Genomic DNA, 21072 nt, shown 5'->3' on the forward strand with positions numbered 1-21072 from the left:
CCTACCGGGTCAGTCGAACAGGGCGTTGATCTTGTCGTTGACCGCGGTCAGCGACGAGGCGTCGGCCTGTCGGTTGTAGATGGCCTCCATCGCCATCTCGAGCTGGTCGCCGATCGCGGCGGAGTTCTCGGAGATGGGCGGCAGGAAGGTGATGCCGTCGGTCAGGTAGTGCATGTAGCCGGACACGTCGCGGCCGGACTCCTGCATGAGCTCGAGCTTCAGGTCCATCGAGGTCTCGATGGCCGGGAACGCGGTGCCCTTCTCGGCGAAGATGTCCTGGCACTCGGCGGTGCCCATGAAGGAGATCCACGCCCAGGCGCCCTCGGGGTTCGAGGCGCCCGCGGGGATCGAGTCCGCGACGCCGTTGAACATCGAGGCGGCCTGGCCCGACGGGCCCACCGGCGAGTGGGTCAGGCCGATGTTGACGCCCTCGTCACGCAGCGAGAACATGCCGTTGGCCGACCACGAGCCCACGAGGCCCGCCGTCGAGATGCCGGCGCCGATCTGGTTGGTGCCGGACGCGACCACTCCGTACGCGGGCATGTAGCCCTTGTCGACCAGGCCGAAGTACCAGTCGATGGTCTCCTGGAACGTCGGGTCGTCGTAGTTGTACTCGGTGCCCCACGGGTTCTCGTCCATGTGGGTCCAGCCGGTGGAACCGGCGAAGTTCGCCCAGGTCGACTGGCCGGCGTCGCGACCGCCGCCGCCGCCGCGGCTGAGGCCGTAGACCTCGACGTTCGAGGCGTCGAAGCCCTCCTCGTCGCCGCGGACGCCGTTCTTGTCGATGGTCATGCGGGCGAGGAACGTCTCGAAGCTGCCGCCGTCCTGCGGGTTCCAGTCGAGGTTCTCGAGGTCCTCGGCCGTGTAGCCGCCGGCCTCGACCTTGTCGAGGTCGTAGAACAGGCCGATGGTGTCCCAGTCCTTCGGGATGCCGTACTGGAGGCCGTCCTGCGCGACCCACGGGTCGGCCAGGCCGTCGATGAAGACCGACATGTCGAACGAGTCCGCCGCGATGTACTCGTCGAGGGGCGCGATCTGGCCGCCCTCGAGGAACTGGCCGTACTTGTTGAGGTGGTCGATGAAGGCGTCCGGCGGGTTGCCCGCGACCAGCGAGGCCGTGAGCTTGGTCCAGTAGTCGTCCCAGTTGTACTGCTCGATCTTGACGGTGGTGCCGGGGTTCTGCTCCTCGAACACGTCGGCGCAGGCCTGGTAGCCGGGGACCTGCTCGGCGACCCACATCCAGTAGTTGATGTCGCCGTAACCCGCGGTGCCCGCCTCGGAGGTGCTGCCGGCCGCGCCGGCGGCGCTTCCGCCGTCGTCCGCGCTGCCGCCGGCGCAGGCCGCGACGAGCGTGAGGCCGACGACGGCCGAGGCCGCGCCGATGATCCGCTTGATCTTCATGGGGGTGTTTCCTTTCGGTTCGGCCCTGTCAGCGTCGACAGGGCCTGGTGGGGGGATGGCCGGCGTCCTCAGCGAGGCCGGCCGGGAGAATCGGGCGCCGCGGCGCCGCATCACTTGATGCCGTTGAACCCGATGTTGTTGACGATGCGCTTGGCGAAGACCAGGAACAGCAGCAGCATGGGCAGCGCCGCGATGAGGGTCGCGGCCATGAGGCCCGCCCAGTCCATCGTTCCGTCGGTGGCCTGCGACCGGAACACTCCAAGCGCCACGGTGAGCACGCGGGAGCTCTCCGAGTTGCTCACCATGAGCGGCCACAGGTAGTCGTTCCACGCGGCGATGTAGGTGATGATCGCCAGCGTGATGAGGGCCGGCGCGGCCTGAGGCAGGATCACCTGGAACATGCGCCGCAGGCGGCCCGCGCCGTCGATCTGCGCGGCCTCCTCGATCTCCACGGAGATGCCCATGAAGAACTGGCGGAGGAAGAACACCGCGAACGGCGAGATGAACAGGGTGGGCAGCGCGATGCCCGCGAGGGTGTCGATCAGGCCCAGCTCGCGCATCAGCACGAAGTTGGGGATCAGCGTGAAGATCAGCGGGACCATGAGGCCCACGATGAAGATCTTGAACAGCGTGTCCCGGCCGCGCCACTGGAGCCGGGTGAAGGCGTAGGCCGCCATCGCCGAGGCCAGGGTCTGGACCACGGTGACCGTCGTGGCGACGATCACGGAGTTGATCAGGTTCTGCACCAGGTTGAGGGAGGCTCCCGAGCCGCCATCCGCGAGGGACTCCTCGACGGTGGCGAGGCCGAGCGCGCGCCGGAAGCCCTCCCAGCTGAAGCCCACGGGCCCCAGCGAGCTGGTGTCGGTGAACAGCGCCGCATTGGTCGACAGCGCGGTGCGCAGCATCCAGTAGAACGGGAAGATCGTGACCACGATGAGGGAGATCAGGACCGCCCAGCCGGCGATCTTGCCCAGGGACGGCCGGCGACGGCGACGCACGTCCTTGACCTGCGCCTCGGGCGCGGGGGTGGTGAGGGTTGCCATGTCGATGCTCCTAGGCGAGGTCGCTCGAGCCTGCACGGCTCAGTCGGTACTGGAGGAAGGTGATGACGAGCAGCACGAGCATGAGCGCCACCGACATCGCGGACGCGTAGCCGAACTCGAAGCGCCCGAACGCCGCCTTGTAGATCTCCATCTGGATCACCTGAGAGGCGTTGACGGGGCCTCCGCCCGTGGTGACGGACACGAGGTCGAACACCTGGAAGGACCCGATGATCGACAGGATCACCACCATCGCGAGGTACGGCCGCAGCAGCGGCAGGGTGATCGAGCGGAACATGCGCCCCTCGCTCGCGCCGTCGAGGCGGCCGGCCTCGTACAGCTGCTCCGGGATGGTCTGGAGACCCGCGAAGATGAGCAGCGCGGTGTAGCCCAGGAACTTCCAGACCGTGATGAGGGCCAGGGTCGGGATGACCAGCTTGTCGTCGCCCCAGAAGAACACGCGGCCGATGCCGATCCACTCGAGGAACTTGTTGCCGATGCCCAGCTGGTAGTCGAGGATCCACAGCCACACGAGGCCGACGACCACGTTCGACACCAGGAAGGGCGTCAGCATGACCGAGCGGACGAACACCGAGCGGGTGAGGCGGTGCATGAGGACCGCGAGCAGCACCGCGAGCACCGTCTGGACGCCGATGTTCACCAGCACGTACTGCACGGTGACCCACATGGAGTGCCAGAACTCCGGGTCCTGGACCATGCGGACGTAGTTGTCCAGGCCCACCCACTGCGCCGGCGTGAAGACGTTGTAGTCGGTGAAGCTGAAGTAGATGCCGCGCAGCGTGGGCCACACCAGGAACACCGCGAGTCCCAGCGTGGCGGGGGCCACGAAGAACAGCGCCGCGATCAGGTCGCCGCGCCGGTGGGACAGGTGCGGGAGCCGGAATCGGCGGGGCGACGCCCCCTCGTCCTCGACTGCGGCACGCCGCGCCGGCGCCTCCATGGTGTCAGTCATCGCGTCCCCCAGCAGGGGTCATCGTGCGAGTCATCCTCACGACCTCCTTGTCGCGTATTTCATTTAGCGGCAATTACTGCCAACTATTGGTATCTATTCTCCGCAGACGGTCCGGCCGAGTCAAACTCGAAAGGCCCCAGAACGGTCATTTGGGCGTAGAACGCCCCGCCTGCTGTACATATGGCACGCAGTCCCGGGACTTCGGTCCCCTGCGTTGAACCACCTATTCCACTAGGTGGAATCTAGTGAGAGTCGCGCCCGACGCCGTCGCCGCTCGAGCCCACCAGGAAGTCCATGTCGACGCCCTGATCCGCCTGCTGGACGTGGTCGACGTAGAGCTTCTCCCAGCCGCGGCTCGGGTCCGCGTACGCCGCCGCTGCGGCCTCGCTGGGCGCGCGCGCGGCGAGCTCCTCCGCCGGGACGTCGAGCGTGACGCTGCGGCCCGGGACGTCGAGCTCGATCCAGTCGCCGTCGCGCACGAGCGACAGGGGTCCGTCCGCGGCCGCCTCGGGCGCCACGTGGAGGACCACCGTGCCGAACGCGGTGCCGCTCATGCGCCCGTCGCACACGCGCACCACGTCGCGCACGCCGGCGGCCAGGAGCTTCTTGGGCAGCGGCATGTTCGCCACCTCCGGCATGCCCGGGTACCCCTTGGGGCCGCACCCGCGCAGCACCATGACGGAGTCCGCGTCGACGTCGAGGTCCGGATCGTCGACGCGCGCGTGGAAGTCCTCGATGCTGTCGAAGACGACCGCGCGTCCGCGGTGCTGCAGCAGGTGGGGCGACGCGGCCGCGGGCTTGATCACCGCGCCCTGGGGGGCGAGGTTGCCCGAGAGGACCGCGATGCCGGCCTCGGCGATCAGCGGCTCCTCGCGGGCGCGGATGACCTCCCGGTCCCAGGTGTCCGCGTCGTCGAGGTAGGAGACGAGCGTGCGACCGGTGACCGTGATCGCGGTCGGGTCGAGCAGGTCCCGGACCTCCTTGAGCACCGCGAGCAGCCCGCCCGCGCGGAACAGGTCGTCCATGAGGAACCGGCCCGCCGGCTGCAGGTCCACCAGAAGGGGGACGCTGGAGCCGATGCGGTCGAAGTCGTCGAGAGTGAGCTCGACGCCCACGCGGCCTGCGAGTGCCAGGAGGTGGACCACGGCGTTGGTGGACCCGCCGATGGCCGCGAGCGCGACGATCGCGTTGTGGAACGCGGCGGGCGTGAGCACCTCGCTGGGACGGCGCGCGGCCGCCACCATCGTGACCGCGAGCGCGCCGGCGTGGTGGGACTCCTCGAGCAGGCGGGAGTCCGGCGCGGGGGTGCCCGCGGTGCCCGGCACGGTCATGCCGAGCGCCTCGGCGACCAGCGCCATGGTCGACGCGGTGCCCATCGTGTTGCAGTGGCCCGCGCTGCGGATCATGGAGCTCTCCGACTTCCGGAACTCCTCCTGCGTCAGGGTGCCGGCGCGCACGTCCTCCGACAGCTTCCACACATCCGTGCCGCACCCGAGCGCCTTGCCGCGGAACGTTCCCGTGAGCATCGGCCCGCCGGGGATCACCAGCGCGGGCATGTCGACGCTCGCGGCGGCCATGAGCAGCGCGGGGATGGTCTTGTCGCACCCGCCCAGCAGCACCGCCCCGTCGATGGGGTTGGCGCGGAACATCTCCTCCGCCGCCATCGCGGCCATGTTGCGCCACAGCATCGCGGTGGGGCGCACCTGGGTCTCGCCCAGGGACACGACCGGCAGGTCGAGCGGGATCCCGCCGGCCTCGTAGACGCCGTTCTTCACGGACTGGGAGACCGTGTTGAGGTGGGCGTTGCACGGGGTGAGGTCCGATGCGGTGTTGGCGATCGCGATCTGCGGGCGGCCCTCGAAGGCGGAGCCAGGGACGCCGCGGCGCATCCACGCACGGTGGAGGTAGGAGCCGCGGTCGTCGCCCGCGTACCAGGCGGAGGAGCGGAGAGTGGTCATGGGTCGGTCCTGTTCTGCTCGGCGTCGCGGACGGCGGTGGCTCGCGGCGGTGACTGATGGGGAGGTGCGGCGCTAGCGCCGGACCTCGTCGGCGAGGATGGTCCGGATGCGGTCCACCTCACGCTCGAGGATGGAGACGGGGGTGCGGTACTTGAGTGCCGCGATGGAGACGGCGCCCTCGACGCCCAGCTCCGGGGGCAGCGGCGCGGGCACCGCGATGCAGTTGATCCCGATCTCGCTCTCCTCCTCCTCGAGCGCGTAGCCGCGCTCGCGGGTGAGGGAGAGCTCGTCGGCGAAGGCGTAGGGGTCGACGATCGAATGGGGCGTGCGCGCCGCGAGCTGGTGCTCGCGGGCGAAGCGCTGCGCGGCCGCATCGTCCTCCAGCCGCTGCGACAGCAGCAGCTTGCCGATCGCGGTGCAATGCGCCGGGTTGCGCCCGCCGATGGTGGAGGTGAGCCGCACGGCGCCGGCGGAGGGCTCGACCTTGGCGCGGTAGACCACCTCGACGCCGTCGAGCACGCCGTAATGCGCGGTCTCGCCGAACGTGTCGGCGAGGGCGCGTAGCGCGGGCTGCACGCGGGCCTGCTCGGGCCGCGCGTCGTGATTCGCGAACGCGAGACGCAGGAACTCGTCGCCCAGGATGTAGTGGCCGGCGGACTCCTTGGCGGCGAGTCGGGCCCGCACCAGTGAGGCCAGCGCCCGATGCACCGTGGACTTGGGGCTCGCCACGGCGGCCGAGAGCTCGTCGAGCGTGGCGCCCTCGGGCCGCCCCGCGAGCGCGATCAGCACCGCAAGCACCCGGTCGGAGCCGACGAGCCTCTTCTCGCCCGCGTCCGCCTCGCCCGTCGTCACGTCAATCGTGTCCGTCATGTCAGTCCCCTTGCGTGGTGTTGGGTCAGTACGCGCGCACCGGCGCGCTCACGCCTCGCGGCGTGTCGCTCAGCTCCGCGGCTACGGCGTCGAGCGCGCCGCGCAGCACGGCCGCATCGTGGCACGCGCTGAGCATGGTCGCGCCGCGGCCCGCCCAGTCGCGGGCCATCTCGACGTCGGAGCAGTAGAGGCCGGCCACCTTGCCGCGGGCGGTGGCGAGGTCCACGAGCCCCTGGATGAGCTCGGCCACCTCGTCGGAGTCGCGGTAGGTGGCGCGGCCGTAGCCGCAGTCGAGCGCCAGGTCGTTCGGGCCGATGAACACGCCGTCGACGCCGTCCAGGTCGAGGATCTCCTGGGCGTTCGCCACGCCGTCCGCGGTCTCGATCATGACCAGGCAGAGCGCCTCACGGTTCTGCTGCTCGACGGGCGGCACCGGCTCGTTGCGAATGGGCCCCCACATGGGCCCCCAGCTCCGGCCGCCCTCGGGCGGGAAGCGGAAGGCCGCGGCCGCGGCCTCGGCCTCGGCGACTGCGTTGACCATCGGGACGATCACGGCGGCGGCGCCGGTGTCCAGCGCACGCATGATCGACACCGCGTCGTTCCACGGGACCCGCACCACCGGCGCCCGGCCCGCCGCGCGCATCGCCTGCACGATCGCGGGCAGCTCCGAGAAGGTCGCGAGTCCGTGCTGCAGGTCCACGCACACGAAGCCCAGCGCGCTCGACGCGAGCAGCTCCGCCACCGCGGGATCGGCCAGCCCGCTCCACACTCCGAAGGTGGGCGCGGCGGTCACGCCCCCGGCGCGGAGGGCCTCCGCGTGGGCGCCCGCCACTGTCATCGAGGCTTCCATCAGCTCTCCTGTTCCCCAGGATGCGTCCTCGTCGACGCATCGGCTACTGAGAACAGGCTACAACAGAAATGGAAAGGCATTCCGCGAAATGGCAGTGTTTTGGGCGTGAGGTGGCTCACAACCACCCAAACCGCCCACAAACGGCCGAGCGCTTCCGGAAATCCTCCCACACGAGCGGAACGGGCCCGGCTCCCCTGGTGGGGAGCCGGGCCCGTCGGGACGCCCGAGGCTAGAGCTCGGCGCCCTCCTCGTTCTTGCCGTGGCACATCTTGTACTTGCGGCCGGATCCGCACGGGCACGGCGAGTTCTTGCCCGACCCGGGGAAGGTGCGGCCGTCGTCCCAGGGCTTGGGCGCGTCGTCCTGCTTGCTCACCTGTGCGGTGCCGGAACCGTCCTGCGACGGGCCCGAGTAGGTCAGCGCGCCCATCGCCGCACGGACGGGGCCGCCGGCGGTGCCGGTGCCGCGGCCCACGGGGATGCGCTGCGCGCCGCCCGCGCCCTGCGCCGCGGGAGCGGCCGGGGCGCCCGGCTGGCCGGCGGGTGCGCCCGCCTGTGCCGCGCCCGCGGGCTGCTGCTCGCGCTTCTCCACCCGGAACAGGATGGAGACCGACTGCTCCTTGATCGCATCGGTCATCGCGGCGAAGAGCTGGTGACCCTCGCGCTGGTACTCGATGAGCGGGTCGCGCTGACCCATCGCGCGCAGGCCGATGCCCTCCTTGAGATAGTCCATCTCGTAGAGGTGCTCGCGCCACTTGAAGTCGAGCACCTGGAGCAGCACCTGGCGCTCGACCTGGCGCATGACGTCCGCGCCCAGGCGCTCCTCGACGGCCTCGTACTGCACCTTCGCGTCGGCGACCAGCTCGCGCTCGAGGAACGCGGTCGACAGGCCCGACAGGTCGCCGGCCTCCTCGATGAGCTCCTCGCGGGTGAGGCTCACGGGGTAGACGGTGTGGAGGTCCTTCCACAGGGCCTCGAGGTCCCAGTCGTCGGGCGAGCCGACGAGGGTGGAGGACTTCACGTAGCCGCTCACCACGTCCTCGACGAAGCCGACCATCTGCTCGCGCATGTCCTCCCCGTCGAGCACGCGCCGGCGCTCGCCGAAGATGATGTGACGCTGCGAGTTGAGCACGTCGTCGTACTTGAGGATGTTCTTGCGGATCTCGTGGTTGCGGCCCTCGATCTGCGCCTGGGCGCTGCGCACGCCGCGCGTGAGCACCTTCGACTCGATGGGCATGTCGTCGGGCAGCGCCGCCGAGTTCATGACGGACGAGGCGAGGCCCTGCTGGAACATCCGCATCAGGTCGTCCTCGAGCGAGAGGTAGAAGCGGCTCTCGCCCACGTCGCCCTGACGGCCGGAACGGCCGCGCAGCTGGTTGTCGATGCGGCGCGACTCGTGGCGCTCGGTGCCCAGCACGTAGAGGCCGCCGGCCTCGAGCACCTCCTCGCGCTCGGCCGCGGTCGCCTCCTGCTCCGTGGCGAAGACGTCCTTCCAGGCCGCCTCGTACTCCTCCGGCTGCTCGTTGGGGTCCAGGCCCCGCTCGTGCATCTTCGCGACGGCGCGCACCTCGGGGTTGCCGCCCAGCATGATGTCCGTACCGCGGCCGGCCATGTTGGTCGCGACGGTGACGGCGCCCTTGCGGCCCGCCTCGGCGACCACGGCGGCCTCGCGCTCGTGCTGCTTGGCGTTGAGCACCTCGTGGCGGATGCCGCGCTTGCGCAGTTCCTTGGACAGGCGCTCCGACTTCTCGACGGAGACCGTGCCCACGAGCACCGGCTGGCCCTTGGCGTTGCGCTCGAGGATGTCGTCGATGACGGCGTTGAACTTGGCCTGCTCGGACTTGTACAGCAGGTCCTGCTTGTCCTGGCGGATCATCGGCTTGTTGGTCGGGATGGGGATGACGCCCATGCCGTACGTCGAGTGGAGCTCCGCGGCCTCGGTCTGGGCCGTGCCGGTCATGCCGGCGAGCTTGCCGTAGAGGCGGAAGTAGTTCTGCAGGGTGATCGAGGCGTAGGTCTGGTTCTCCGCCTTGATCGCCACCCCCTCCTTGGCCTCGATCGCCTGGTGCAGGCCCTCGGAGTAGCGCCGGCCCTTGAGCAGGCGGCCGGTGTGCTCGTCGACGATGTCGACCTCGCCGCCCTGGACCACGTACTCGCGGTCGCGGTGGAACAACTCCTTGGCCTTGATCGCGTTGTTGAGGAAGCCGATCAGCGGGGTGTTCGCGGGGTCGTACAGGTTCGTGATGCCCAGCGCCTGCTCGACCTTGTCGATGCCGGGCTCGAGCACGCCCACGGCGCGCTTCTTCTCCTCGACCTCGTAGTCGACGTCCTTCTCCATGGTTCCGACCAGGCGCGCGAACTCGGCGTACCAGCGGTTGTTGTCGCCGGAGGCGGGCCCGGAGATGATGAGCGGCGTGCGCGCCTCGTCGATGAGGATCGAGTCGACCTCGTCGACGATCGCGAAGTGGTAGCCGCGGTGGACGAGCTGCGCGGGCTGGAGCGCCATGTTGTCGCGCAGGTGGTCGAACCCGAACTCGTTGTTGGTGCCGTACGTGACGTCCGCGGCGTACATCTGGCGGCGGATCTCGGGCGACTGGCCGGAGAGGATGCAGCCGGTGGTCATGCCCAGGAAGCGGAACACGCGGCCCATGAGGTCGGACTGGTAGCTCGCGAGGTAGTCGTTGACGGTGACGACGTGCACGCCCTTGCCGTCGAGGGCGTTGAGGTACGCGGGCAGGGTCGCGACGAGGGTCTTGCCCTCACCGGTCTTCATCTCCGCGATGTTGCCGTGGTGGAGGGCGCCGCCACCCATGATCTGCACGTCGAAGTGGCGCATGCCCAGCGTGCGGCGGGACGCCTCGCGCACCGCGGCGAACGCCTCCGGCATGAGCGACTCGAGGCTCTCGCCGTTGGCGCGGCGCTCCTTGAACTCGGTGGTGAGCTCGCGGATCTCCTCGTCGGTGAACTCCTGGTAGGACTCCTCGAGGGCATTGGTGAGCGTCACCACCTTCTGGAGCCGGCGGAGTTCGCGCCCCTCGCCCATTCGGATGATGCGATCGATCAATGCCACAGCGTGCTCCTCGAGTGCCTGGAATACCCCGACCATCGTAGGCGCTCACACACGGGACACCGACTCGTCTCGCTGTGGGCGCAACAGCACCACGGCGGCGGCCAGCGCGGCGGCTCCGGCGAGCGCCCACCGTCCGAGGCTCTCCCCCAGGAGCGCGACGCCGAGCACCGCCGCGACGAGCGGCTCGAGCAGCGACACCACGGTGGCCACGAACGGCGGCACGGTGGCGAGCCCGTCGAGGTAGGCGACGTACGCGAGCGCGGTCGCGCCCACGCCGAGCCCGAGCGCCGCGGCCCACCCGTCGACCCCGGCCGGCATGCCCCACCCGCCCACGAGCGCGACCGGCGCCAGCATCACGCCGCCCGCGGCGAAGGCCAGGGCGGTGAGGCGGGTGGATCCCAGCCCCGCGACGGGCGCGCGGTTGACCACCGTCACCCCCGCGAACACCGCTCCCGTGGCGAGGGCGACGGCCACCCCGGCCGGAGCATCGTCCCCCGTCCCGAGCGACGTGCCCAGGAGCACCGCGAGCCCGCCCAGGGCGAGCGCCAGGGCGACGAGGGCCCGCCGCGCGGGCCGCACCCGGAGCCGGGCCCCGTCCCACAGCGCCACCCACACCGGCGCGGAGCCGATGGTGACGAGCGTCGCGAGCCCGACGCCCGCGAGCGCGATGCCGGAGAAGTAGCCCACCTCGAAGATCCCGACGAGGGCGCCCGTGGCGACGATGCGCCGGGCCTGGGGCGCGGTCAGCGCGCCCAGGCGCAGGTCGCCGCGCGCGGCCAGGTAGGCGACGAGCGCGACGCCGGCGATGAGCATGCGCCACATCGCGACCGAGGCGGGCGGGACGTCGCTCGTGCGGGCGAGCACGGCGCCGAGGACGCCCCCGGTCCCCCACAGCACGGCGGCGAGGACGACGGAGACGAAGTGGCGGGGCCGCACCCCGGCACTGTAGCCAGGGCGGGCCCCGCCGCGACAGGGGTCAGGCGCGCTGGAGCGCGGCCTCCTCGGCGGACGCGGCGTCCGCGCCCGGCTCCGCGTGGTCGAGGTGGATCACGCCGTACGTCCACCCGCGGCGCCGGTACACTGCGGACGCGAGACCGGACTCGGCGTCGTGGAACAGGAAGAAGTCGTGGCCCACGAGCTCCATCTGGTCGATCGCCTCGCCGACGGTCATGGGCGCGGCGGCGTGGGTCTTGGAGCGGATGACGATGGGCGTGCCGTCCACGGGGATCTCGCGGTGCGCGTCGTCGGGCGCTCCCTCCCAGGCCTCGACGCTGCCGGGGCCGTCGGCGGGCTCCTTGGCGGGCTCGGGCAGCACGGGCTCGGGCGCGATCGCGGCGAGCGACGGCTTGTTCTGGTGGCGGTGCGCCTTGCGCTCGTGGAGCTTGCGCAGCTGCTCGATCAGCTTGTTCATCGCGCCCTCGAGGGCGACGTGGCGGTCCTCGGCGGAGGCCTCGGCGCGGACGACGCGGCGGCCGCGGATGGTGATCTCGACCCGCTCCCGGTCCCCCGCCTGCCTGGGGTTGCGCTCATGGACCACGTGGACGTCGGCGCGCGTCGCGCGCGGGGCGAGCGCCTCGACCTTCTCCATCTTCTCGAAGATCTTCTGACGGGTCTCCTCGGAGACCTTGGTGTGGCGTCCCACGATGGCGATGTCCATGACGAATGCTCCTTCACTTTCGCGGTGGCCCGACGCGGGCCAGGGCAAGGGGGATACGGGCGCCTTTCGCGCCTCGGGCATCACCTCCTGTACCGGGAAGGTGTCCGACGATCGTCGTCCTGAATAACTCACCTTAGCGCGGCGCAGACCCCTCCGTGTACCCGGGCGCGGAGGCGAGGACGAGGGCCGCGACGGGGGTCAGCCCGACCCCCGTCAGGGCGCGCGCGGAGCGCGCCAGGGTGGCCCCCGTGGTGATCACATCGTCGACCAGGAGCGCCGGCCGCGGGGCCGCGAGCGGGAGTCGCGCGGGCCGCGCGCGCGGCGTCCCGGACCTCCACCGGGCGCGGTCCCCCGCACCCCGTGACCCGTGGCCGCCCGCCGCCGCGATGAGCGCCCGCTCCGGGTCCGCCGCCACCCCCGCCTCCCGCAGCCCGGCGGCCGCGGCCCGCGCCAGCATGCCGGGCAGGTCCGCGCCGCGGCGCCGGGTGTGGGCCGCGCGGGCGGGGCACGGCACGACCGCGATCGACGCCGCGGGCCCGTCCCTCGCGCACGCCGCGAGCACCGGGGCGAGCGTCCCGCACGCGCGCGCCACCGCGGCGCACATCCCCGCGTCCAGGTCGCGCCGGTCCCGGTCCTTCCATGCCGCGACCGTGCCGTGGACGCGGCCGTCGAGCTCCGCGCAGGACCAGACGGGCAGCCACGCGTCCCCGTCGAGGCGCGGGGCGCCGGACTCGCACCGCAGCGGCTCCTCCCACCACGGCGCCCTGCACTCCTCGCACCACGGCTCGTCCGGGCGCCCGCAGCCCGCGCACTCGACGGGGACGAGGACGCGGGCCAGGTCGCGGAGCATGGGTCCAGCATGGCGACGGAACGGGACCGGGGACGATGCGCGGGCCGGGTTCCCTGGACCGCGCCCCGGGCGCGGGGCCTGGGGACATCGGCCGGGTGGAGGCGCCGGGCCGGCGCGCGGGCCGGCGGGCGTGCCGGCGGGCGGGCCGGCGGGCGTGCCGGGTGGCGAGGCCGACCCGGGCGAGCGCGTCAGCCCGCGTAGGCGAGGTCGTCGATGCCGGACGCGATGCCGGACCAGCCGGTGCCCGCCCGCTCGCGCACCGAGCCGTCCGCGGAGACCAGGGTGATCGACCGGTCGCCGTGACGGGCGGCGAGGCTCACCGCGTCCGGAACCGCGGCATCGTCGATGGTGCGGCCGCCCACGGTCACGAGCCACAGCGGGGTGGCATCCTCGCCGTTGGCGACGCCCAGCAGCGCGACCGTGGAGTCGTCGACCCAGCTCGCGTCGACCACCGCGCCCAGGTTCGCGCCGATCACCAGCGGCTCCCCGACGCTCACCGGAGTGCCGTCCGCGGTGCGCACGATCTCCGCGACCTCGACCACGGTCTGCGCGCCGGACTGCGACACCACCAGCAGCCGTGCCGCGTCGCGCGACGGCACGAGCGCGGGCCGAGTGCGGCCCGCGAGCCAGCGGGCGTCGAGCACCACGCTCTCGCCGTCGGGGTCGATCGCGAGCACCTCGGACGGGCCGTCGCTCTCCGCGGTCCACAGCCAGCCCTCGCGGTCGAAGCTGGGCGGGGTCAGCGACTCGCCCTGGGCCAGCACCCGGGTCTCGAGCACGCCCTCGGGCGCGGGCGCGGTGGGGTCGTGCGCGACCAGCGAGTCCACCCCGCCCGCGAGCGCGTCGGACTCGACGATGGTCCGCCCGTCGACGCGGAACGCCACCCGGTTGGCGTCGTACGAGACGGCCAGCGCATCGGCCCCGTCCGGCAGGCCGCCCGCATCGTCCGGCGTCACCCACAGGTCCGCGCCGTCCCACAGGCCCAGCCGGCCGCCCGCGAACGCGGCGGCGATCGACTCTGGCACCGGCTGGCGCGCGAGCGTGAGGTCGCCGGCGTCGACGGGCAGGCCGCCCGAGGTCACGTCGACCTCGCGGATGCCCGCGAGCGCCGTGAGGGTGAGGGTGAGCTGCTCGGCCGCGAGCGCGCGGTCCTCCGGGGTGGCGATGGCCTGCGACGCGAGGACCACGCGCGCCACGCCGTCGGTGACCACCACCGAATCGAGCGCGAGCGTCGCGCCGGGGGCGAATCCCGTGGCGACCGCGTTGGCCAGCCACGGCGAGGGGCCCGCGATGAGTTCCTGGGTCGCGTACGTCGCGACGTTGCTCGAGGGCAGCCAGCGCAGCTCCGGGACGGCGGTGGCGCGGTCGACGGTCGCGAAGACGAGCGAGACGGGCACGAAGACCCGGTTGAAGGTCGCCTCCGCGAGCAGCGTGCCGTCCGCGAGGCCGTCGATGCGCCACTGGCCGGCCTCGTTCTGGACCACGTCGAAGCGCAGCTGGGTCTGCGACCCGGAGTCGGCCTCGGTCAGGCGTCCCGCGCCATCGACGGTGGCCGCGACGGGCACCGTGTAGGTGACGGTGCCGGCGGACTCGTCGACGTCCGGGGTGAGGGCGCCGGAGTCGAAGACCGTCACCTGGCCGGTGGGATCCCACTCCGCGCTGGCCTCCTCGGTGAGGTACTGGCGCGCGACCGTGAAGTCGGAGGCGAAGCCCGCGGCGACGGCCCGGATGAAGCCGTCAACGATGCCCGTGATCGTGTCGCCCTTGCGCGGGCCCTCCGCGAAGGGCACGAACGGCTCGGCACCCTCGATCTCGACGCCGCCCTCCGTCACGGGGCCCTCGGTGGGGATGGCGGCGCACGCGCCGAGCGCGAGCGCCACGAGCGCGGCCAGGGCCGCCAGTCGCGTCCTCATACCGTCTCCCTGTCGTCGCCGAGCGCCACCCGCGTCGCCATCGTCTCGAGGTCCGCCGCGGGGATGACGAGCGGCAGCGGCGGGTGCTGACCCAGCCCCTGCGAGGTGCGCGGCAGCAGCAGCCTGAAGCTCGCGCCCTTGCCCGGAAGACCCCACGCCTCGAGCCGGCCGCCATGCAGCTGCGCGTCCTCGCGCGCGATCGACAGGCCCAGCCCGGTGCCGCCCATCGTGCGGGCGCGCGCCGCGTCGGCGCGCCAGAAGCGGTCGAACACGCGCTCCGCCTGCTGCGGCGAGAAGCCGATCCCGTAGTCGCGGACCACCACGGCCACGGCACGCGCGTTCGAGGCCACCACCACGTCGACGGGGCCGCCCTGCGCGTGCTCGATCGCGTTGGACAGGAGGTTGCGGACGATGCGCGCCACACGCGGGCGGTCGATCGACGCGACGTGGTCGCCCTCGCCGACCCACAGCCGCAGGGGCACGCCCGCGCCGCGCGCCGGCTCCGCCATGGCCTCGAGCTGGTCGCGCGCGACCTCCTGGAGCGACATGTCCTCGAACTCGAGCTGCGCGGCCCCGGCGTCGATGCGGGAGATCTCGAGCAGGTCCGCGAGCAGCGACTCGAAGCGGTCGATCTGCGTGTTGAGCAGCTCCGCCGACCGCGAGACGGCGGGCGGGAAGTCGCCGCGCGCGTCGTGCAGCACGTCGGAGGCCATGCGGATGGTGGTGAGCGGGGTGCGCAGCTCGTGGGAGACGTCGGAGACGAAGCGGCGCTGCAGGCGCGACAGGTCCTCCATGCGGGTGATCTGGCGCTGCAGCGACTCCGCCATCTCGTTGAACGTGCGGGCCAGGGTGGCCATCTCGTCCTGCCCGCGCACCGTCATGCGCTCGGACAGGATGCCCTCCGCCAGGCGCGAGGCGACGCGCGCGGCCTGGCGCACCGGCCGCACGGTCTGGCGCGTCACCTGCAGAGTGAGCAGCACGATGAGCACCATGAGCGCCACCGCGCCCAGGGCCAGCACGCGCTGGATGAGGCTGAGGGTCTCCTGCTCGTCCGCCAGGGAGTACACGAAGTACAGCTCGTACTCCCCCGCCACGCGGATGGTGAAGCTCGAGCCGACCACCACGCCCGGCTCGCCGGCCTCCGGCATCTCCACGAACTGCCACGGCTGCTGGACGCCCGACCGCACGGCCTCGCGCATGTCGGACGTGATGACGGTGACGAGCTCGGCCGACGTCACGGGCGTCGACAGCAGCACCCCGGAGGTGTTCGACGGGTCGCGCAGCAGCACCAGGCCGCGGGTGTTCCCGCCGAGCGTGCCCAGCCCGTCGAGCAGGTCGTACACGAGCTGCTGGAGGTCGCCGGGGGTCTCCGCGGTGGAGGCGTCGATGTTCTGCTGCGCGGTGGCCGCGTCACGCGCGGTCTCGCTCAGGATGCGATCGACGCGCGTCTGGACCAGGCCGTCACGGATGCCGTTGGTCACCACGGCGCCCAGCAGCGCGATGGCGACCACGCCCATGGTGAGCGTGGTGACCGACACCCGCAGGAGGATGGACCCGCGGAAGCCGCGCCACAGGCGCCGGGGCCGCGTCGCGACGTACCGCCAGACGGAGCGGGCGGAGGCCGTCACGACCCGGCGCCACCCGCCTTGTACCCCACGCCGCGGACGGTGACGATGATCTCCGGGTTCTCCGGGTCCTTCTCGACCTTCGCGCGCAGGCGCTGGATGTGCACGTTGACCAGCCGCGTGTCCGCGGCGTGGCGGTAGCCCCACACGTCCTCGAGCAGCACCTCGCGGCTGAACACCTGGCCCGGCGCGCGGGCGAGGGTGACGAGCACGTCGAACTCGAGCGGGGTGAGCGGGATGACCTCGCCGTTGCGCGTGACGCGGTGGCCGGTGACGTCGATCTCGATGTCCGCGACCCGCACCACCGCGGGCGTCGCGTTGTCGTTGCGGCGCAGGCGGGCCCGCACGCGCGCGATGAGCTCGCGCGGCTTGAACGGCTTGGGGATGTAGTCGTCGGCACCGGACTCGAGTCCCAGCACCACGTCGACCGTGTCCGACTTCGCGGTGAGCATGATGATGGGCACGCCCGACTCCGCGCGGATCTCCCGGCAGATGTCGATCCCGGAACGCCCGGGCAGCATGAGGTCGAGCAGGATCACGTCCGGCTGGGAGGAGCGGAACGCCGCCGCCGCCTCGTCGCCGTGATCGCAGAACACCGTCTCGAATCCGTCCCCGCGCAGCACGATGCCGAGCATCTCCGCCACCGCCGGGTCATCGTCGACCACCAGGATCTTCGCTGTCATGCCCCCAATTTACTTGTCTCGCCCGCTCACCCCGGACAGGCTCTCTGGCAGGATGGGGCGCGTCTGAGGGGAGGGCTTCGATGACGGAGCGCGACGACACCGCATGGGCGGCGCCAGGCGGCGCCCCGACACCCCCGTCCGGGGCCGTGTGGGGCCCCGTGCCAGGGACGTCATGGAGCCCCGCACCCGGCCCCGAGGCCCCGGGTCCCTCTCCCGCGGGCCCGGCCCCCGCATCGTCCCCCGGGCCGATGCACGGCGCGCCCCCGCCCGCCCCCTCCTTCGCGTCGTGGCAGCCGGGCATCCTGCCGTTGCGGCCGCTCACGTTCGGCGACTACCTCGCCGCGCCGTTCAAGGCGATGCGCGCGAACCGGTCGGTGGTGCTCGGCGGGCCGCTGCTGCTCACGCTCGTGTCCGTCATCGCGACGACCGGCGCGATGTGGCTGCTGTTCACCGAGCCGTCGCTCGGGCTCGTCGATCCGGCCTCGCAGGCCACCTCGATCCGCGCGGAGACGGTCCTCGTCGCGATCGTCGCCGTCGTGTCGTGGCTGCTCGCGGACGTGTTCTCCTCCGCGATCGTCGCCCCCGGGGTGGGGCGTGCGGTGCTGGGCGAGCGCATCACGCTCGGCGACGCGTGGCGCGCGGTGCGCCCGCGCATCGGCGCCCTGCTGCTGCTCTACGTGCTGGTCGCGCTGGCCGCGGCGGCGCTCGTCGCGGTGGTCCTGGCCCCCCTGCTGCTGGCCTTCGCGGGAGACGATGCGGCGGCCGGCCTGGGCCTGAGCCTCACCGTCGTGCTCGCGATCGGCTCCGTGATCCCCGCGCTGGCCGTGAGCGTGGTCGCGGGACTCGCGCGGCCGGTGATCGTGCTCGAGCGGCGCGGCGCGGTCGCGGCGCTGCGGCGCGCGACCTCGCTCATCCGCGGCCGCTTCTGGTTCTCCGTGCTGGTGCTGGTCGTGGCGGGCCTCATCATCGGGCTCGTGTCCGGCGTGCTCCAGCAGGTGGGCTCGCTGGTCGCCTTCGCCGCGATGTTCGCCCTGCCCGAGGCGGTGTGGCTGCAGGGGATCCTGTTCGCGCTCGGCATCGGGCTCAGCCTGGTGATCTCCTACGTGCTCACGTACTCCTACATGGGCGGCATCTTCGCGCTCATGATGATCGACATGCGCATCCGGCATGAGGGCTTCGACCTCGAGCTGGCGCGCACGGCCGAGGCGCGGCGCGCGCGGTGATCGCGTCCGTCCCGGTGACTCCCGACGCGGACACCGCGCGCGAGTGGGCCGAGCGCGAGCTGAGCGACTCCGCGTACACCGAGGCCGGGCGGTCGTGGCTGCTGCAGATCCTCGACTGGGTGGGGCGGCTGTTCGACTCGCTCGCGGGCGGGGTGCGCGACGCGACCGGGACCGCGGGTGCCCTCGTGGTGGCGCTCGTCGTGGCGGGGGCCGTGATCGTGATCGTCGTGCTGACGCTGCGGACCGTGCGCCGGTCTCGGCGGGCGGCGGGTGCGGGCGCGGTGCTCGACGACGTGCGCTCCGTGCGCGACCTCGAGGCCGCGGCGGACGCGGCGGCGGCGCGCGGCGACTGGCGCGCCGCCACCTTGGATCGCTTCCGCGCGCTGGTGCGCCGCCTGGCCGAGGCGGGCGCGCTGGACCTCACGCCCGGCATGACCGCGCACGAGGCGGCCGCGCGGGCGGGGGCCGCCCGGCCCGGGCTCGCCGCGCGGCTGGCGACCGACGCGGACGCGTTCGACGGGCTGCGCTACGGCCACCGCGAGGCGCGCGAGGCCGACCACGCGCATGTGGCGCGGACGCTCGCCGAGGCGTTCGGGGTGCGGGTGCGATGACGGCCGTCACGGAGGGCTTCACGACCGCGCCCCGCGCGGCGTCCGCGCGTGCGGCCGCGCGCCGGGGGCGCTGGGGCATCGTGGTCATCGTGCTGATCGCGGTGCTCGTCGCCGTGGTCGTCGCGACCACCCGGGCACCGGACTCCACCCCCATGTCCACCACGGGCACCACGCCCGCGGGCGCGCGCGCCGTCGCCCAGGTCCTGCGCGACCAGGGCGTGGACGTGCGCCAGGTCGCGTGGCTCGCGGACGCACGCATCGCGTCGCCGGAGACCACCACGCTCGTGCTCGTCGACCCGTCGACGCTGGGCCCGGCACAGGTCGCCTCGATCGCGCGCTACCCGGGCGACGTGGTGCTGCTGGGGTCCGTCGGCTCCGTGGCCCCGGCCCTGGGCCTCGCGGTCGAGGACGTGCCCGTGCCGGTGGCCGGGCTCGCGCGCCCGGCCTGCGCGGACCCCGACGCCCAGGCCGCCGGGCAGGTGAGGGTCCAGGGCTGGGGCCTGCGCGCGGTGGACGATGCGGCGGTGGACGATGCGCCGCTCACCTGCTTCGCGCTCGCCGACGGGGCGGCGGCGTTCGCCCGTGCCGAGGCCGACGGCCGCACCGTCACCGCGATCGCGTCCGCGGACCTGGTCACCAACGGCGAGCTCGACCAGCTGGGCCACGCCGCGCTCGCGCTCAGGACCCTGGGCCGGCACCCGCAGGTGGTCTGGTACCTGGGCGACATCTTCGACGACACGACGCTCACCACCGGCGACTCCGGCGCGGCGGCCATCGAGGCCCGGCCCGACTTCCTGCCGCCCGGCACCGGCTCCGCGCTCTACGCGCTCGCCCTCGCCGTGGGCGTGGTCGCGCTGTGGCGCGGGCGCCGCTTCGGCGCCCTCGTGCGCGAGCCGCTGCCGGTCGTGGTGCGCGCGTCCGAGGCGACGCGCGGCCGCGCCCGCCTGTACCGGAGCATCGGCGCCCGCGGCCGCGCCACCGCGGCCCTGCGCGGGACCGCCGCCCTGCGGATGGGACGCCGCCTGGGCGTCGCCCGCGGCTCCGGTCGGGACGCGCTCGTCGCCGCCATCCACCGCGCGACCGGCCGGCCCGCCGGCGAGGTCGCGGCCCTGCTGTACGGTCCCGTCCCGCCGACGGATGCCCAGATGATGACGCTCGTCGCCCAGATCGACGCGCTGGAGAAGGAGGTCCACCGACCGTGACCGAGCACGACGCCGCCACCGAGGCCACCCCCACGCCCGCTCCCCTGCCCGACGACCCCGCCCCCCGCGACGACGAGGCCGCCGCGCCCGAAGGCGGGGCCGTCACGCCCGAAGGCGGGGCCGTCGCGCCCGACCCGGCCGGCGCATCGTCCCCCGAGGCCGGGTCCGACGCGCCTGAGGCCCCGCCCTCCTCCCCCGGCGCCGACGCGCGCGCCGCGCTGGGCCGGCTGCGTACCGAGGTGGGCAAGGCCGTCGTGGGCCAGGATCAGATCGTCACCGGACTGGTGATCGCGCTCGTGTGCCGCGGGCACGTGCTGCTCGAGGGCGTGCCCGGCGTCGCCAAGACGCTCCTGGTGCGCGCGCTCGCCCAGAGCCTCGCGCTCGACACCAAGCGCGTGCAGTTCACGCCCGACCTCATGCCCGGCGACGTCACCGGCTCGCTCGTGTACGACGCGGGCGCGGGCCGCTTCGAGTTCCGCGAGGGACCCGCGTTCACCAACCTGCTGCTCGCCGACGAGATCAACCGCACGCCGCCCAAGACCCAGTCGGCGCTGCTCGAGGCGATGGAGGAGCGGCAGGTGACCGTGGACGGCACCGCGCGCGCCCTGCCGGACCCGTTCCTGGTGGTCGCGACCCAGAACCCGGTCGAGTACGAGGGCACGTATCCCCTGCCGGAGGCGCAGCTCGACCGCTTCATGCTCAAGCTGCCGGTCGCGCTGCCGGACCGGGCCGCGGAGGCGCGGGTGCTGCGCCTGCACGCGAGCGGCTTCGACCCGCGCGACCTGACCGCGGCCGGCGTGGGCCCGGTGGCGACCGTCGAGGACCTCGAGCGGGCGCGTGAGGCGGCCGCCGCCGTGGAGATCTCCGACGACGTGGTGGGCTACATCGTGGACCTGTGCCGCGCCACGCGGGAGGCGCCGTCGGTGTCCCTGGGGGTGTCGCCGCGTGGCGCCACCGCGCTGATGGCGACCGCACGGGCGTGGGCGTGGATGCGCGGGCGGACGTTCGTGTCCCCCGACGACGTCAAGGCGCTCGCCGCGTGGACGCTGGGCCACCGCATCCGCGTCCGGGCCGAGGCGGAGCTCGAGGGCGTCACCGCCGAGTCCGTGCTCGCCTCCGTGCTGGCCACCGTGCCCGTGCCGCGCTGAC

The 21072-nt window shown here is 72.9% G+C and carries 17 protein-coding genes; 4 read left to right on the forward strand and 13 right to left on the reverse strand.

Going from position 1 to position 21072, the window contains the following annotated elements; genetic code table 11:
* Positions 1–9: 9 nt before the first annotated feature.
* From AOM03_RS08440 to mtrA, 13 genes are all read right to left on the reverse strand, one after another.
* Positions 10–1401, reverse strand: coding sequence for an ABC transporter substrate-binding protein (locus AOM03_RS08440; RefSeq protein ID WP_062380317.1), 1392 nt, complete (start codon positions 1399–1401; stop codon positions 10–12).
* A gap of 110 nt (positions 1402–1511) precedes the next feature.
* The gene (locus tag AOM03_RS08445; RefSeq protein WP_062380319.1) at positions 1512–2444 is read right to left on the reverse strand and encodes a carbohydrate ABC transporter permease; all 933 of its coding nucleotides are present in this window, start codon (positions 2442–2444) and stop codon (positions 1512–1514) included.
* Between the two features lie 10 nt (positions 2445–2454).
* The gene (locus AOM03_RS08450) at positions 2455–3414 is read right to left on the reverse strand and encodes a carbohydrate ABC transporter permease (protein ID WP_082092272.1); all 960 of its coding nucleotides are present in this window, start codon (positions 3412–3414) and stop codon (positions 2455–2457) included.
* Positions 3415–3656: 242 nt separating this feature from the next.
* Positions 3657–5372, reverse strand: coding sequence for a dihydroxy-acid dehydratase (locus tag AOM03_RS08455; RefSeq protein WP_062380321.1), 1716 nt, complete (start codon positions 5370–5372; stop codon positions 3657–3659).
* A 72-nt stretch (positions 5373–5444) separates the two neighbouring features.
* Complete coding sequence (locus AOM03_RS08460; RefSeq protein ID WP_062380323.1) at positions 5445–6242, reverse strand: IclR family transcriptional regulator; 798 nt, start codon at positions 6240–6242, stop codon at positions 5445–5447.
* Between the two features lie 25 nt (positions 6243–6267).
* The gene (locus tag AOM03_RS08465; protein ID WP_082092273.1) at positions 6268–7092 is read right to left on the reverse strand and encodes an HpcH/HpaI aldolase family protein; all 825 of its coding nucleotides are present in this window, start codon (positions 7090–7092) and stop codon (positions 6268–6270) included.
* A gap of 229 nt (positions 7093–7321) precedes the next feature.
* Positions 7322–10195, reverse strand: coding sequence for a preprotein translocase subunit SecA (secA, locus tag AOM03_RS08470; RefSeq protein WP_062380327.1), 2874 nt, complete (start codon positions 10193–10195; stop codon positions 7322–7324).
* 9 nt (positions 10196–10204) lie between these two features.
* Positions 10205–11095, reverse strand: a complete 891-nt coding sequence (locus tag AOM03_RS08475) for a DMT family transporter (protein ID WP_062380329.1) — start codon at positions 11093–11095, stop codon at positions 10205–10207.
* 40 nt (positions 11096–11135) lie between these two features.
* Positions 11136–11816, reverse strand: a complete 681-nt coding sequence (gene hpf, locus AOM03_RS08480; RefSeq protein ID WP_062380331.1) for a ribosome hibernation-promoting factor, HPF/YfiA family — start codon at positions 11814–11816, stop codon at positions 11136–11138.
* Positions 11817–11949: 133 nt separating this feature from the next.
* The gene (locus tag AOM03_RS08485) at positions 11950–12666 is read right to left on the reverse strand and encodes a ComF family protein (protein WP_062380333.1); all 717 of its coding nucleotides are present in this window, start codon (positions 12664–12666) and stop codon (positions 11950–11952) included.
* A gap of 188 nt (positions 12667–12854) precedes the next feature.
* On the reverse strand, positions 12855–14579 hold the full coding sequence (locus AOM03_RS08490; RefSeq protein WP_062380335.1) for an LpqB family beta-propeller domain-containing protein: 1725 nt from the start codon (positions 14577–14579) through the stop codon (positions 12855–12857).
* A complete protein-coding gene (gene mtrB / locus AOM03_RS08495; protein WP_062380337.1) occupies positions 14576–16207 on the reverse strand; it encodes an MtrAB system histidine kinase MtrB in 1632 nt (543 codons plus the stop codon). Before mtrB ends, AOM03_RS08490 begins: the two co-directional genes overlap by 4 nt.
* Complete coding sequence (gene mtrA / locus AOM03_RS08500) at positions 16204–16887, reverse strand: MtrAB system response regulator MtrA (RefSeq protein ID WP_062380339.1); 684 nt, start codon at positions 16885–16887, stop codon at positions 16204–16206. The genes mtrB and mtrA overlap by 4 nt, the downstream gene beginning before the upstream one ends.
* Positions 16888–17135: 248 nt before the next feature.
* Here mtrA and AOM03_RS13095 point away from each other — a divergent pair, with 248 nt between their 5' ends.
* The 4 genes from AOM03_RS13095 to AOM03_RS08520 are packed head-to-tail and all read left to right on the forward strand — an operon-like array spanning position 17136 to position 21071.
* Positions 17136–18110, forward strand: a complete 975-nt coding sequence (locus tag AOM03_RS13095) for a DUF8558 domain-containing protein (RefSeq protein WP_062380340.1) — start codon at positions 17136–17138, stop codon at positions 18108–18110.
* A complete protein-coding gene (locus tag AOM03_RS08510) occupies positions 18107–18721 on the forward strand; it encodes a DUF4129 domain-containing protein (RefSeq protein WP_062380342.1) in 615 nt (204 codons plus the stop codon). Before AOM03_RS13095 ends, AOM03_RS08510 begins: the two co-directional genes overlap by 4 nt.
* Positions 18718–19923, forward strand: coding sequence for a DUF4350 domain-containing protein (locus AOM03_RS08515; protein WP_062380344.1), 1206 nt, complete (start codon positions 18718–18720; stop codon positions 19921–19923). The genes AOM03_RS08510 and AOM03_RS08515 overlap by 4 nt, the downstream gene beginning before the upstream one ends.
* On the forward strand, positions 19920–21071 hold the full coding sequence (locus AOM03_RS08520; protein WP_227589940.1) for an AAA family ATPase: 1152 nt from the start codon (positions 19920–19922) through the stop codon (positions 21069–21071). The genes AOM03_RS08515 and AOM03_RS08520 overlap by 4 nt, the downstream gene beginning before the upstream one ends.
* Position 21072 lies beyond the last annotated feature (1 nt).

The sequence above is a fragment of the Demequina pelophila genome, from assembly GCF_000971175.1.
Lineage (GTDB): Bacteria > Actinomycetota > Actinomycetes > Actinomycetales > Demequinaceae > Demequina > Demequina pelophila.

What these genes read in the sequence shown, in the direction of transcription:
- AOM03_RS08440 (WP_062380317.1), bottom strand. Translation starts at nt 1,401, where the DNA reads ATGAAGATCAAGCGGATCATCGGCGCGGCCTCGGCCGTCGTCGGCCTC.
- secA (WP_062380327.1), bottom strand. Translation starts at nt 10,195, where the DNA reads ATGGTCGGGGTATTCCAGGCACTCGAGGAGCACGCTGTGGCATTGATC.
- AOM03_RS08490 (WP_062380335.1), bottom strand. Translation starts at nt 14,579, where the DNA reads ATGAGGACGCGACTGGCGGCCCTGGCCGCGCTCGTGGCGCTCGCGCTC.
- AOM03_RS08465 (WP_082092273.1), bottom strand. Translation starts at nt 7,092, where the DNA reads ATGGAAGCCTCGATGACAGTGGCGGGCGCCCACGCGGAGGCCCTCCGC.
- AOM03_RS13095 (WP_062380340.1), top strand. Translation starts at nt 17,136, where the DNA reads ATGCACGGCGCGCCCCCGCCCGCCCCCTCCTTCGCGTCGTGGCAGCCG.
- AOM03_RS08445 (WP_062380319.1), bottom strand. Translation starts at nt 2,444, where the DNA reads ATGGCAACCCTCACCACCCCCGCGCCCGAGGCGCAGGTCAAGGACGTG.
- hpf (WP_062380331.1), bottom strand. Translation starts at nt 11,816, where the DNA reads ATGGACATCGCCATCGTGGGACGCCACACCAAGGTCTCCGAGGAGACC.
- AOM03_RS08460 (WP_062380323.1), bottom strand. Translation starts at nt 6,242, where the DNA reads ATGACGGACACGATTGACGTGACGACGGGCGAGGCGGACGCGGGCGAG.
- AOM03_RS08485 (WP_062380333.1), bottom strand. Translation starts at nt 12,666, where the DNA reads ATGCTCCGCGACCTGGCCCGCGTCCTCGTCCCCGTCGAGTGCGCGGGC.
- AOM03_RS08455 (WP_062380321.1), bottom strand. Translation starts at nt 5,372, where the DNA reads ATGACCACTCTCCGCTCCTCCGCCTGGTACGCGGGCGACGACCGCGGC.
- AOM03_RS08450 (WP_082092272.1), bottom strand. Translation starts at nt 3,414, where the DNA reads ATGACTGACACCATGGAGGCGCCGGCGCGGCGTGCCGCAGTCGAGGAC.
- mtrA (WP_062380339.1), bottom strand. Translation starts at nt 16,887, where the DNA reads ATGACAGCGAAGATCCTGGTGGTCGACGATGACCCGGCGGTGGCGGAG.
- AOM03_RS08515 (WP_062380344.1), top strand. Translation starts at nt 18,718, where the DNA reads ATGACGGCCGTCACGGAGGGCTTCACGACCGCGCCCCGCGCGGCGTCC.